The organism is Comamonas sp. C11, from assembly GCF_024496285.1.
GTDB lineage: Bacteria > Pseudomonadota > Gammaproteobacteria > Burkholderiales > Burkholderiaceae_C > Comamonas > Comamonas testosteroni_F.
The window spans coordinates 4,824,600-4,837,833 of record NZ_CP101743.1; the positions used below are offsets into that span (position 1 = coordinate 4,824,600).

Below are 13,234 nucleotides of genomic sequence, written 5' to 3' on the forward strand. Positions count from 1 at the left end.
CATGGCAGAACAAAACACCTCCCCTCCCGCCAAGGCCTCCTCTTCGCCTCTCAAACGCCGCCGCTGGCTACGCGCGCTGGGCTGGACCTTTGCAGCGACCCTGCTCGCCCTGGTGGCGGCGCTTGGCAGCCTGCTGTGGTGGATTGGCAAGGACGACTCGCTCAACCAGACGCTGCAGCGTGTGGCCGGCTGGATGCCTGCAGACCAGTCCCTGGTCGCCAAAGAGGTCACGGGCAGTGTCAAGAACGGCGGCCGCATCGGCTGGCTGCAATGGCAGAGCCCGACCATGAAGGTCGAGGTCAGGCAAGCTCAGATCGGCTGGCAGTTCAGGCCTTTGCTACTGTCGCGCACGCTCAAGCTGGGCGAGGTTCGTATTGCCGAGTTGCACATTGCCAGCACCCACGACCCCGACAAACCCGCCAGCGAACCGCTGCAGTCGCTGACCCTGCCCGTGAAGATAGAGCTGCCCTTCAAGGTCGACCAGATCATCTGGCAAGGCCCGCCCGAAGCCGTGGTGCAGGACCTGCACGGTCGCTATGAATACACGGGAACCAACCACGAACTCAAAGTCAGCAGCCTGCGCTTTGCCCAGGGCACCTATCAGGCCCAGCTGAAGCTGCAGGGCGCCGCTCCCATGGCTATGCAGGCCGAGGCCACCGGCGATGTGCAAATGCCCAACCCATTGGACAAGGACGGCGACGCCGGCGCCACCATTGCCGTGCAGGCCAGGGTGACAGCCGAAGGCACGCTGGCCACCGAAGCGGCGAGGCTGGAGATCAAGGCCAATGCCAGCGCCGAGATCTCCGGCGCAGACCGTCAAGGCAAAACAGCTCTAGCCCCCGAGCAGAGCAGCAACCGGCAGCCCTCAGGCTCGAAGTCCGGGCCAGCTGCAGACACTCCCCCCATGCAGGCGGATGTGGCGGCCAGCATCATGCCCTGGCGCGGTCAGCCGCTGCTGGCTGCCAAGGCCCAGCTACGCAATCTCGATGTCTCTGCATTCTGGCCTCAAGGACCGCGTACCCTGTTGACCGGCCAATTGCAGGCCGGCCCCGACGAAACGGTAGCTGCCGCTACGAACCTGGAGGCTCAGCCCTGGAACCTGAGCACCAGCTTCAGCAACGCGCTGCCCGGCCCCTGGGACCGGCAGCGCCTGCCCGTGGCCGAGCTGATGGCCGGAGTCCATTTCGACGGCCAGCAATGGCAGGTCGACGACTCTAGTATCCAGATCGGCAAGGGCAAAATCGCGCTCAACGGTCAGTTCACGCCGAGCACCCGGTTGTTTGAAGGCCTGGCGGTCGTGGAACAGCTCAACCCGGCCGATCTCTACAGCACACTGGAAGCCGCCCCTCTGGAAGGCGAAATCAGCGCCAAGGCTGTGCAAGCCGAGCCTGGCAGCGGCGATGCCGCTGCCAGCAAGATTGTGTTTGCCGCCAATCTGCATGCAGTGGACGGCAAGCGCGACAACAAGACGCTGCGCATTCAGACCCTGGCTGCCAAAGGCCAGTGGCAGGCCCCGCTGCTGCAGCTGGAGAAACTACAGCTAGAAGCCCTGCAGGCCAGCGTCGACGCCCAGTCCGTGGAGTTCAATACAGAAACCCAGCAGGCCAAGGCTCGACTCAAGGCTGCGGTGCCCGGTGCGCAACTGAACTTTGACGGGCAGATGAGCCCTGCCAGCGGCACTGTCCAAAGCCAGCTGCAGCTCAGCTCCATGAGCACGCTCACACAATGGCTGCGCAAACTGCCGGGCGTGAAGGACCCGCTGGGCGGCGCTCAACTCGATGGCAGCGCAGATTTGCAACTGGCTCTGAAGGGCGGTTGGGAAAACCTGCTCAAGCGCTTGAGCGCCTCCCATGGCGCGGCCATTCCCGCCAGTGGCTTGCAGATCCAGGCCAAGCTGCGCGCCGAGAAGATTCGTTATCTGCCTGCCGGCACCGCAGTCGACCAGGGTGCCGTCTTGCCTGCGCTGGCACTGAACATTGACGGCAGCCCCGAAAATGCCAGGATCGGTCTGACCGCGCAGGCCCAGCAAGCTGGCAAAAGCATACAGATCGACACCGCTTTGCAAGCCGGCCTGACGGGCGGCAAGGGCACGGCACCGCTGGACTGGCAAGCCAGTCTGCAAAAGCTGCAGGCCCAGCTCACACCCGACAAGAACAAGCCCGCCCCCTGGGTGGTGCAGTTGCAAGCCGGAGCCCCCGTGCTGATCAAGCAGCGCACCAGTGGCAGCACGGTGCTGAGCACCGTCTATCAGTTCAGCGCCGGCAAGCTGCAGATCACGCCCCCGAAGTTGGGCATCAGGCGTACCAGCAGCGAGCCGCTGGCACCTGCGCAACTGGCATGGGATGATGGCTCCGTCACCCGTACCGGCAGCGGCCAATGGGGGCTGCGCAGCGCAGGGCAAGCCCTTGGAATTCCGCTGGCCTGGGTCGATGCATTCAGCCTGGGCGATGACGATCCACCGCTGGAGGCAGCCGGCATTTCCGGCGACCTGAGCTTCAACACGCGCTGGAACCTGGACACCTTGGGCAAGGATCTCAAGGCCGATCTCACTGTCGAGCGTGCCGCAGGCGATCTGCGGCTGGCAGTAGACGATGGCTCCAGCACTACCGTCATCCAGACTACCGGCCCCACCGCCACACGCGCTGGCGGCACACGCACGCGCCAGATCAGCGGCGCAGGCATGCGCTCGCGCATCAAGGACATTCGCCTCAACGTGCAGGCACAGGGTAGTCAGGTCAACGCCAAGCTGCTCTGGGAGAGCGAGCGTGCAGGCAAGCTCAGCGCCGACCTGCGCACCCAGCTCAGCTATCAGCAGGACCGCTGGACGCTGCCCGCCACGGCGCCTCTGTCCGGTCAGTTGCACGCCAATATGCCAGATATGGGACTGTGGGCCCTGTTTGCGCCACCAGGCTGGCGCATTCAGGGCACGCTGGCGGCGGACGCCAGCATCAGCGGCACCTTGCAGGACCCCAAGTGGCAGGGCGATATCAAGGCCGATGGACTCAATATCGTGTCTCTGCTCGATGGCGTTGACCTGCGCGACGGCATTCTGCGTGCCAAGCTGCAAGGCACCAGACTGGACATCACCGAACTGCGCCTCAAGGGCGGCAAAGGCAGCCAGGCGCGCATTCTGGGATATAGCGGCAACCTGACCCGTGCCCCCGAAGACGGTGGCCAGCTCACCGGCACGGGATATGCCCAATTCACACCGCCGGGTACAGGGAGCGAGTCAGGCCTGAGCATGAATCTGCAGGCCAAGGCCAGCAAGCTGCAGGTACTTGTGCGAGCTGACCGCCAGGTCAGCGTCTCCGGCGATCTGCAGGCACGACTGGAGCAAAGCCAGTTCACGCTGCGCGGCGACCTCAGCGTCGACAGAGCCTCCATCATCCTGCCCGAGGAATCCGCACCATCGCTGGACAAGGATGTGGTCGTGCGCTCGGCGGCATCGCGCAAGGCCGAAGAGGAAGAACGCCACCGCGCCGAGCAACAGGCCCGCAAGGAGCAGGCCCGGGCCACGCCGCGCAAGGTACCCGACATTCTCGTCAAGCTCGACATGGGCCGTGACTTTGCTCTGCAGGGCTTTGGCATCACCACGCGGCTGCTGGGCCAGCTCGAAGTACGAGGTGCCAGCTACATCGGCGGCCCGCCCAGCGTGACTGGAGAAATCCGTACCGAGCAAGGTCGCTACCGGGCCTGGGGCCAGTCGCTGAATGTGGAAACCGGCCTGATCCGCTTCAATGGTCCCTATAACAACCCCTCGCTGGACATACTGGCGCTGCGCCCGAATATTGCCGTCAAGGCTGGCGTGCAAGTGCTGGGTACGGCCAGCGCACCACGCGTGCTGCTGTACTCGGATCCCGCTCTGCCCGATGCAGAAAAGCTCTCCTGGGTGGTCATGGGCCGTGATCCCGCCTCTGGTGGGGCCAGCAGCGCCTTGCTTCAGCAGGCCGCCATGGCCTTGCTGGCCGGCGGCAACAGCTCAAGCGGCAAGATTGCGGGAAGCCTGGGTCTCGATGAGGTCGGCTTCAAGGGCGGCGGCGACGGCACGGATGCTGCAGGTGCTGCACTGACCATGGGCAAGCGCATCTCGGACAAGCTCTACCTGACCTACGAGCAGAGCCTGTCGGGAGCCATGGGCATCATCTACATCTTCTACGACCTGTCGCGCAGCGTCACCTTGCGCGCTCAGACCGGCATGACCAGTGCCATGGACATCGTCTATACCGTTCGCAAGGACTAAGCATGAAAACATCCCTAACCCCTTTCCTCGCATACGATAAATGCTATCAATTTTGCTATGCCACGCAACCGCACCGCGCTTGAGCAAGCCGCAGGCAAGCTCATACTCCGCATCCAGCAGGAATGGATTCTGGAACTGGGTGAGCCTGCGGCCGCAGACAGCGAGCAAGTCATGAACCGCGCCCATGACTTGCTGCAGGCCGCATCGGCCCGCCGGCCCGGCCTCGGGCTGCAGCAGCAGTCGATCGAAGAATTTCTGGGCAGGCAATGGCTGCACGGCCATCCTGGCGTGCAGCCATTCGTCAACGATCTGGCGGCGCTGGTGCAGTCCTGATCCATCTATTCAGGCCCTCAGCGGCCTGCTGCCACGCCTTATTTGACGTAGGAACGCAGCACCTTCACGACCAGTTCCAGGTCCTGCTCACGCTGCTCGGCCGTCGCGGACTCGGCGCCCAAATGCTCGCGCATATGGCCTTCAAGCAACTCCAGCATCAGGCCATTGACAGCCCCGCGCACAGCCGCCAGTTGCTGCAGCACCACGGCACAGTCCCGCCCCTCTTCCAGAGCCCGCTCCAGTGCCTGCGTCTGCCCCTTGATGCGGCGAATGCGCGCGAGCAATGGTTTTTGATTCGAAACGGTATGCGACATGGGCAGGAATTGTAGTCCTCATGCCTGCGCGGAAAATATACTGGGGTAGAGTATATAAAAACAAGCCAGCCATGACCTCATACACCGCCACCCCATTTACCCGACAGCACTCCCATAGCTTTGACCAAGGCAATCCGCTAGGTGAAAAAAATGCCAAGCAGGCCATGTTGCTGACGCTTGCCATGATGATGTTGGAAATCACCGCCGGCTATTACTTCAACTCCATGGCCCTGCTGGCCGATGGCTGGCATATGAGTTCCCACGCGCTGGCGCTGGGCCTGTCCGTCAGCGCCTATGCCGCTGCGCGCAAACTGGCCAATGACAGACGTTTCAGCTTCGGTACCTGGAAGATAGAAATCCTGGCGGGCTACACCAGCGCCATCTGCCTGTTGCTGGTTGCCGGCCTGATGGCTTTTGAATCCATACAACGCCTGCTCTCGCCTGCCGCCATTCACTATCAGCAAGCCATAGGTGTGGCAACTCTTGGCCTGCTGGTCAACCTGGCCTGTGCCTGGCTGCTCAAGAACGGGCACCACCATCACCACGGCCATGAGCCTCACCACGAGCACGACCATGCACATGGCGACCTGAACCTGCGCTCCGCCTATCTGCACGTGATTGCAGATGCGGCCACATCGGTCATGGCCATCGCAGCGTTGCTGGGCGGCATGCTCCTGGGCTTTGCCTGGCTGGATTCGATCATGGGTCTGGTCGGCTCCGTGATGGTGGCCATGTGGGCCTTAGGCCTGCTGCGCGATAGCAGCCGCGTGCTGCTCGATGCCGAAATGGATGCTCCCGTCGTGGAAGAAGTGCGTGAAGCTGTTGCACAGGGTCCGCAACCCGTCAACATCACAGACCTGCATGTCTGGCGCGTGGGCAAAAACCACTATGCCTGCATCATCGCAGTCGAGGGCGCTGCCACGGTCACACCGGACTACATCCGCCAGTTGCTGTCGGTACACGAAGAACTCACCCACGTCTCCGTCGAAGTCAACCGCACAGAGCAGGCATAAATACGTCGGTTGAAATCCGCAGGCTGGTAACGCAGGTAGAATCCAGCGTCCCTCCCCGTAGTTCAATGGATAGAACGGTCGCCTCCTAAGCGACAGATACAGGTTCGATTCCTGTCGGGGGGACCAAATTCAAGGCCGCGAAGGTTCACCACCTTCCGGCCTTTTTCTTTTTCCTCTCGACAGTGGCAATTTTATTGTCCACCGTAGTCCACTGAAGTGCACGGCAATCCGGGGGTATCTGGGGGTACATCTGGGGGTACATTTTTCTAAACTGGGGGTACATCCAAATATCACCCATTCAAGACAGCACCAGGGGCAGGCCACCGGCCCAAGGCACCCCCTCCCCCCAAAACCTGCGCACGTAAAAATTTCACGAACCAGTCGGTTTCCGGTCTATGCGTTCTCAGACTTTCTTACCCCCCTACCCCTGCATACCCAGACTCAAACCCCCAGGGGGTAGTTTTTCCTGTCCATGAATTGCCGCCTAAGCGCTCGGTTTCCGATGGCACTGCGTCAAAGTTTTGACCCACCCCCACCCCACGCAGTAAGCCCCCCTACCCCTTTTTTCCCGCATTTTGCAAACGGAGAGTACCGGTCGGTCTAGAACACTCGGGCCTGCAAATTTCCGATAGCCCCTCCCCATTGATTCAATTGATGAATAAATCATCACCACCATGCCGCGAACTTTCTTCGGGGTATCGTTAAAAAATCTTGGGGACATTGGGGACAAATGCAAAAACAACACCTAAATCATTGTCATCATTAATAAAATCTGTCCCCAAATTTCTTGGGGACAGATGATTTTTGCTTGGGGACATTGGGGACAAATTGCCTATTTCCGGGGATAAATCGCCCTAAAAGCCACTCAAGAGGCGCATTCATGCATTGAAGCAAGCGCGGCACCTGTTTTTCTTGGTGCGGCTTTCTCGCTTGCCTTCGCGCACTCACGCCGGATTATTTATTCCATCGCGGAATTAAATCCCCCTGCGCCCCACACGGCGCGCGGCTGCCCACCTTGCGGCATGCACACGCATGCATAGGCACAGGACAAGCAGCCCAAGCCGCAATGACTGGCCGTACCGTGCAGCCTCATGTACAGGCACGGCTACCGCCGTGCAAGGCAACGATGGGCCGCCTGTTGCTACGCACAGGCACCCCGGCCATGCCCATGCATGCTGCAGATAGCAAAAGGCCCAGGGCTGTGAACCTTGGGCCTTTGTACTGCTATGCCGGTGCATGGCGGCTGGCGCTGGCGACTGGCTATATGTCCAGCTCCATGATGGCGGGGCTGATGCGATAGCACCAGGTAGGCCCCATGCCCGGCAGGCGCGGCTTGGCATCGACCTCCCGGCCCTTGTCCGGCTTGAGACAACCATGCTGCAGCAGAACCTTGCACACCGCCTTGTGGTCAAAGCCTCGGCATATCTCGGTGCGGAACACTTCGGGCAGCACAAAGTATTCAATGCGGGTCTGCTCGCCATCAATGGCCGTCAACTCGTCATAGATTTCCTTGTCGGCGCGCGGCGTGTAAACCGTCTTCTGCACTTTAATGGGCTGCCCCTCTTCATCAATCAGACGCCGGAATCCGGCCCGCATCAGCGTCTTGGCATTGTGGTCATCCATGGCCCTGTGCCACCAGGTAAAGCGCCCCTCGCCGTGCGCTTCCAGGAAGCCGCGCACCTGACGCAGCATGGCCTTCACCTCACCATTGCCAGCACCACCACGAGCCTGCAGCCAGGCATCAAAGCAGGCCTTGGCCGCGTCTTCGCTCTCACCTTCATCCCAGCCCGTTAAGGCCGCCTCAGTAGCCAGCGCGCCCGCCACACCCACCAGGGCAAAGCGCGCGGCCACGCGGGCCACCTGGCCACTGGCACCGCTGGGCACCCAGGCATAGGACAGAACTGCAGCCGCATCACGCACACGCCGGGCCAAGGTATCCGAATGCTGGGCCGCCCACTGCAGGAAGGCATGGCCCACGGCACCATGGCACTGCCCCGCCTCACGCGCCAGATGGGAAGAGAAGGCCGCACCATCACCCAAGCCATGCAGACACTCAAACGCGCCCATACCAGCGCCAGCATCAGCGGGAATATCGGCCATGCGCACCTCTTGCCCTGTGCGTGTTCGCTTGCCGCCCTCGGCCATGTGGTCGGCCAGGCCCAGCTCACCCGCACTCAAAAACAGCAAGCGCCAGGAAAGGCGGGAGCGTGCTGCACCGTTACGCGTGGCGCGCGCCTTGCTTTGCTCATTGGCCAGCATGTAGGCGCACTCGCCCGCCACCTTGCCTTCAACCTGCGCCAGCTCATCCAGTATCAGCAGGCTATCGCAGTGCTGTGCAGCAATAGCCTCAAGCGCGTTATCCGTGGTGCGCCAACGCTGCATATAGCTGGGGCCACCGTACACGCTGGCAGCCAGGCGCAGCGCCGTGGTCTTGCCACTAGAGCTATCTCCCCGCAAGTGAAACCCGCCAGATTCCATACCCGCAGGACGCAGCAGCGGCCCCGCAAAGGCACAGGACACCGCAAACACTAAGCGGCTATTGCCAACGCACAAGCGGCCTATACGGTCTGTCCAGTCCTGCGCCTCGCGCTTGATACGGAAGGTGTTTTCCATCTGGTTTTCAGACTGGAACACGATGCGCTCAGCATCATCGCCAATGGTTTCATGCGGCAGCACAAAGGCGCGGCCATGCCAGCCTATGCGGTCTGTGCAACTGGCGAACTCTTCGGGCTTGCGCGTCTGTATGTACTCGGTCAGCCGGTTGCGCGCTGCTGGCGCTGTGGCAATGCGTAGGCCCATATTCAGCAGAGCGGCTCGGTATTCGCCACCATCCCCACTCAACATGCGCGCGGGCATGGCCCACTGCTTTGGCACACCTAGGGGATCAGCAAAGGTCAGCAGATAGCCCCAGCCTGCGCCCTCTTGGTTACGCGTCAATGCCTCCACATGCAGCGCAGAGCACAGCCACAGCGGGCGGGCCGGGTTGCCGTCCTTGTCACGACCATGAAACCACACACCGCCGTCATCCAGGGTAAAAGGATCATCCCAGCCAGGCGCATCGTCTGGATCATTTGCCTGGCCTTTGCGCTTGCCGCCGCGCCCGCCACCATTGCCACCGCCTGAGGCAGAACTACCAGAACCACCAGCACCAGAAGAAGGCAGGCCAGCGCCACCACCTTGACCAGCACCAGCATCATCGCCACCCGTCCTGGCATGCAATGCATCAATGGCTTGCTGTACACACGTCTGCACAGCCTCTAGGCCGTGCGCTTGGTGCATATCGTTGAAGTCTTTGCCGCCGTCCGGCAGCTCAATAGGAAACACGGCCACACCGCCCACAACGCGCGCCACGGCTTCGGCCTTGTCACGGCCAGGGTTGCGGCCTGTACGGGCTTGCGTGCCCGTATCGTCATCACCGCACACCACCACCAGCGCGCCCGCGTGCTGCTCCTGCAGCGCCTTAGCTACATGCATCAGGTTGCCAGCATCAAACGCAACCACTACCGGCCAGCCTGTGGCCATGTGCAAGCTGGCCGCCGTGGCATAACCCTCAGCCACCAACACCACCGCAGCGCCAGCCAGATCACCCAGCACATGCCACAGACCCGACTTGCGCCCACCCTTGCCCAGGAACTTGTCTGTCCCCTTGGCTGGCTTGACCGGCGCAATGCGCTGCACATTCCACAGCCGGCCATCGACATCGCGCAGCGGCACCAACAGCCAGCCATCAGCCCCGTAGCGCACGCCAAAGCCTTGCACACCCTTGCGCACCAGGTAAGCGCTGGAGCCGATTTCACTGGCACTAGCCCACAGTGCCACAGCATCGCCCGCTGCTGCCTCTTGCGCGGCCTGTATCGCGGCATCCTCGGCCTGCAGGCGCTGGGCTCGCTCCTGCTCTTGCTGCTGGCGCTGGGCAGCGCTCACAGGCTTGGAGTCTTGACCCTGGCGCGGTAGCTTGAAGCCGTGCTGCTTGGCCAGGTAGAGCAAGGTAGACACACCCACACCGCCCCCAGCCTTGATGCTGCGCCAGGTGCTGCCCACGGCATTGGTATCAAAGCCGCTGCCAGCGCCCGCCTCGCTCCAGTCGCTAAAGAGCTGCAGACCCGTATCGTCTGGGTACTCGCTCTTGATCGCCATGCCCACGCGCGCCCATTCGTCGCGCGGCAGGTTCGCTGGCACAAAGCTCAAGGCATTGCGCAACAGCTCGGGAGTGATTGTGGTTTGAGACATAGACATTCAATTACGGACGCCAGGCCAAAGGCCGCAGCAACTCCAATTCCGCAGCCTGCGCATAACGCACGCTGTCGCACAGCACCCCAGCCTCTATCTGCTTTCGGTGCAGCGCTTCCATCAAAGGCAGCAGACGCTCAACACTCTCAGCAGGCAGAGCCTTCAACGCCTTGAACACATCGCCCAATTGGCGGTCAGCATCGGCACTGGCCATCAAAAATTTCATGCTCCGATCAGCAATCAGGCCACCAACATCACCAGGCGCAACATCAGCCCGCTCGAAGAGCGGCTTGAACAGCTCCACGTTTTGGTACTCCATCCAAACTTGCAGAATCTCGGCGCGCTCATCCTTTTTCATCGCACCCGCTCTGACGTTGGCACCACTCACCACGCGCTTGTATTTATCGGCAAGCTGCAGCCGGTAAGCCACCGACGGCGATGCAGGCAGCGCAGGCACTGCATAGACGGGTTGATTCGCTGCGTCCTGCTTCATGCTTGGGCACCTCCAATACGCTCCTGCACCCAGGTCAACACAGCCGACTCAGGCCAGGCAACCATGCGACTGGTGACATACACGCAGCGGGGAAACTTGCCCTCTTTCATCAACTTGTAGATGGTGCTTTTCTTGCACCCCGTAGCGGCCTCCACATCAGCCAGGCGCAACAAGCGATCACGGGGAACCACAGGGCGGGCGGAATGAACTACTTGCATCACAGACCTTTCAACGCCATCAACGCCAGCGCACCAACACGGAGCACCTTGAACGCAGACAGTCATTGAGGGAAAGTTTTCACGGCATGAGGTACGGCAGTCGCCCGGCAGCAGTCCGGCAAAGTCCGTATAGAGCACGGTGAACACTGGCGAACAACCAGATCTGCAGGACGTTGCCGGGCAAACTGAAGGGCATCAGGCAGCTTTACCGCCACGGCCACCCATGCCACTCCAAGGCGTTGCAGGGGCTTGCTGCTTTTCTCCCGTCGCTTGGTTGAAGTCGTGCTTTTTCAGCAACTCCCCCACCGTAGAACGCACAGCTCTTAGCTCGCCCGCTAAGCGGCCCAATGCACCGCGCCCCTGCCCGGCCTGATGCTCTTCATGCAATCGAGCCGCCAGGATTTCCACATGTCCTGGCAACCACACTGGGCGCTTCTGAGCTGCCACGCTGGCGAACTGCAATCGATACCGCACCAAGGAAGGCCAATCGATCACGTCCTGAACCTCAATAGCTGGCGCTGTATCAGCAACGACATCCGACTGCACCGCAGCAACTGCACGACCCCAGCCCCAAAGCTCGTATGCAACAGAGACTGGCACCGCCAAACGGCTCAGAGAGCGCACAAATCGCTGACACCGCTCCTTCCAATCCCCAAGGTTGATGTAGTAATCCTCGCGGTACTTATCCTCCCAAAGTCTTGGCAATTCGTTCGCCTTCGCTACTCCCTTCATTGCCTTGCAATACTCCACCCAGCCAGCACGGTAAAAGGGATCAGCATTTGCCACATACCCCGGCCAGGATTCAGCCCACACGTCAGCCATCTCCCTAACCGTGCCCATGGAGTAGGTGTGCCCATATGAAAACGGCATATCCCCCCAAACATCAACAGCCGCAGGGTTCAGCTTGTCGCCAAGAGATAGTGGATATGCGTAGCCCTCATGGTTGAGCAAATACAGCACTTGACGCCGGTACGGTGAGTCCGCCTCATCCCATTGAATCAATGGACTGAAAACGGCGTACACCGATTTATCCCTCGGCCATTCCTTTTTGAAAGCCATCCAGTGCAGTGCCTCATCAAGCCGCAAGAGTCGATCATTGACACCAGGGCCACAGCGCTGCAGACCGTAAGGGCCAACGACCTCAAAGCCTTCTTCCGGCTCGATCTCCGCGCTACCTGCGTCTTGCTCAATGCCAGCCTCCATATGCACACCTCTTTAAAAGAAAAACGCCAGTACTGTGTACACGTATGCACAGTGCTGGCGCTGGTTTACCGACTGGCAACGCGTGAATGCAGGTGCGTTGCCATATCGCTCACAAGCCGCAACCCATTGAGCAAACTCACCTGGTTGGAAAGAAAAAACATCAGGCGCGGCAGATCATCTGAATCCTGAAAACTCCCTGAGTCAGCATCTGCAGCAACCAGGCAGCCGATACCTTCAGTCAGATCCTCAAGCTGCATTGCGAGCGTGCCCGCAAACTCAGACACATTGCGCTCAAGCCAAGTCAGCTCTTTCTGGGTCAAGTGAGGTGCAGCACGTACCAGAAGCAAATCCAGCAGGACTCGCAAACTGAACGGAGACATTTGTTCAGCCTCTGGGGCTGGTGCGCTCTTTGTCATTGGGCACCGCCTTTCTCAATGTCGCTACGCATTTCTGCATAGGCGCAGTCGGCAGAATCTGCGGCATCAGAAGCAAGATAACGCCCGATTTCAGCCAAACGTTTTGCATGCAGGCCAGCATCTGGAGCGTTAGCGATGCACACGAAAAGGTGTTCAAGCCAAGTCAGGCCCTCACTGGCTAAACGGATTGATTCCGCATGCATGGTCATGGATCGCACACTCATGCTGCGCCCCCTGCCTTTTCAAAGCCTTGACCGCAATGCCAAAGGCCCATGCCGCCAATAATTCCACCGCCCGTAGCTTCATCAGCCAGGCAGCCCACACCCTGTGCCAGCGCCTGTGCGGCATCGACCAGGCGGGCGCGCTCCCAATCTTCCTCACAGGTCTGAGCAACCAGCAGCAAGCCATTGAGTGCGGCCATCTGGGTTGCAATGCTCTGCATGAGCATCTGCAGTTGCACCAGGTTGTAGCCATCTCGGTCATTGTTTTGCGTTGCCATGGCTCAGCCCTCCATGCACAAGGACAAGCCACGCAGCGCGGCAAGGGCCTGCACGGCCTTGCGTCGCGCGCCGGGAACATTGGCGGCAGGCTGGCGCAGGTAGAACACGGCCATGCTCAGCGCGTTATGCGCATCGGCGTGCAGCTGGATAGGATCAAGGGCGCCCGTAGTGGGCAAGATGGGCGCAGCCTTGCGGCTGGCCAGGGTGATTGCGGTCATGGTCTGGATTCCTTCGAGAATCAAGCGAACCACCATTGCGTTTTCAAGCGCAGCAG

General features: G+C 60.9%; 12 protein-coding genes and 1 tRNA gene. 4 read left to right on the forward strand and 9 right to left on the reverse strand.

What is annotated here, in order from left to right:
• Nucleotide 1: 1 nt before the first annotated feature.
• The gene (locus NOX35_RS22290; RefSeq protein WP_256494764.1) at nt 2-4,240 is read left to right on the forward strand and encodes a translocation/assembly module TamB domain-containing protein; all 4,239 of its coding nucleotides are present in this window, start codon (nt 2-4) and stop codon (nt 4,238-4,240) included.
• Nucleotides 4,241-4,297: 57 nt separating this feature from the next.
• The gene (locus NOX35_RS22295; RefSeq protein ID WP_182284468.1) at nt 4,298-4,573 is read left to right on the forward strand and encodes a hypothetical protein; all 276 of its coding nucleotides are present in this window, start codon (nt 4,298-4,300) and stop codon (nt 4,571-4,573) included.
• Nucleotides 4,574-4,611: 38 nt separating this feature from the next.
• Here NOX35_RS22295 and NOX35_RS22300 read toward each other — a convergent pair whose 3' ends face one another.
• A complete protein-coding gene (locus NOX35_RS22300) occupies nt 4,612-4,887 on the reverse strand; it encodes a metal/formaldehyde-sensitive transcriptional repressor (protein WP_256494765.1) in 276 nt (91 codons plus the stop codon).
• Nucleotides 4,888-4,958: 71 nt separating this feature from the next.
• Between NOX35_RS22300 and dmeF the strand changes: the two genes are divergently transcribed.
• Nucleotides 4,959-5,900 carry a CDF family Co(II)/Ni(II) efflux transporter DmeF gene (gene dmeF / locus NOX35_RS22305; protein WP_256494766.1) on the forward strand — a complete coding sequence of 314 codons (942 nt, stop codon included), beginning with the start codon at nt 4,959-4,961 and terminating at the stop codon, nt 5,898-5,900.
• Nucleotides 5,901-5,951: 51 nt separating this feature from the next.
• Nucleotides 5,952-6,026, forward strand: a tRNA-Arg gene (locus NOX35_RS22310).
• A 1,134-nt stretch (nt 6,027-7,160) separates the two neighbouring features.
• Here NOX35_RS22310 and NOX35_RS22315 read toward each other — a convergent pair.
• From NOX35_RS22315 to NOX35_RS22350, 8 genes are all read right to left on the reverse strand, one after another.
• Nucleotides 7,161-10,130 carry a DUF927 domain-containing protein gene (locus NOX35_RS22315; RefSeq protein ID WP_256494767.1) on the reverse strand — a complete coding sequence of 990 codons (2,970 nt, stop codon included), beginning with the start codon at nt 10,128-10,130 and terminating at the stop codon, nt 7,161-7,163.
• Nucleotides 10,131-10,140: 10 nt separating this feature from the next.
• Entirely contained in the window at nt 10,141-10,623 is a 483-nt protein-coding gene (locus NOX35_RS22320) for a hypothetical protein (RefSeq protein ID WP_034366365.1), read from the reverse strand.
• Nucleotides 10,620-10,907 carry an AlpA family transcriptional regulator gene (locus NOX35_RS22325; protein ID WP_332835643.1) on the reverse strand — a complete coding sequence of 96 codons (288 nt, stop codon included), beginning with the start codon at nt 10,905-10,907 and terminating at the stop codon, nt 10,620-10,622. Before NOX35_RS22325 ends, NOX35_RS22320 begins: the two co-directional genes overlap by 4 nt.
• A gap of 129 nt (nt 10,908-11,036) precedes the next feature.
• On the reverse strand, nt 11,037-12,044 hold the full coding sequence (locus NOX35_RS22330) for a hypothetical protein (RefSeq protein WP_256494770.1): 1,008 nt from the start codon (nt 12,042-12,044) through the stop codon (nt 11,037-11,039).
• 65 nt (nt 12,045-12,109) lie between these two features.
• On the reverse strand, nt 12,110-12,460 hold the full coding sequence (locus tag NOX35_RS22335; RefSeq protein WP_034366370.1) for a hypothetical protein: 351 nt from the start codon (nt 12,458-12,460) through the stop codon (nt 12,110-12,112).
• Nucleotides 12,457-12,669 (reverse strand): hypothetical protein, encoded by a 213-nt coding sequence (locus NOX35_RS22340; RefSeq protein WP_157839516.1) that lies wholly within the window; start codon nt 12,667-12,669, stop codon nt 12,457-12,459. Before NOX35_RS22340 ends, NOX35_RS22335 begins: the two co-directional genes overlap by 4 nt.
• 11 nt (nt 12,670-12,680) lie before the next feature.
• A complete protein-coding gene (locus tag NOX35_RS22345) occupies nt 12,681-12,959 on the reverse strand; it encodes a hypothetical protein (RefSeq protein WP_034366375.1) in 279 nt (92 codons plus the stop codon).
• A gap of 3 nt (nt 12,960-12,962) precedes the next feature.
• A complete protein-coding gene (locus tag NOX35_RS22350) occupies nt 12,963-13,178 on the reverse strand; it encodes a hypothetical protein (RefSeq protein ID WP_034366576.1) in 216 nt (71 codons plus the stop codon).
• Nucleotides 13,179-13,234: the final 56 nt, after the last annotated feature.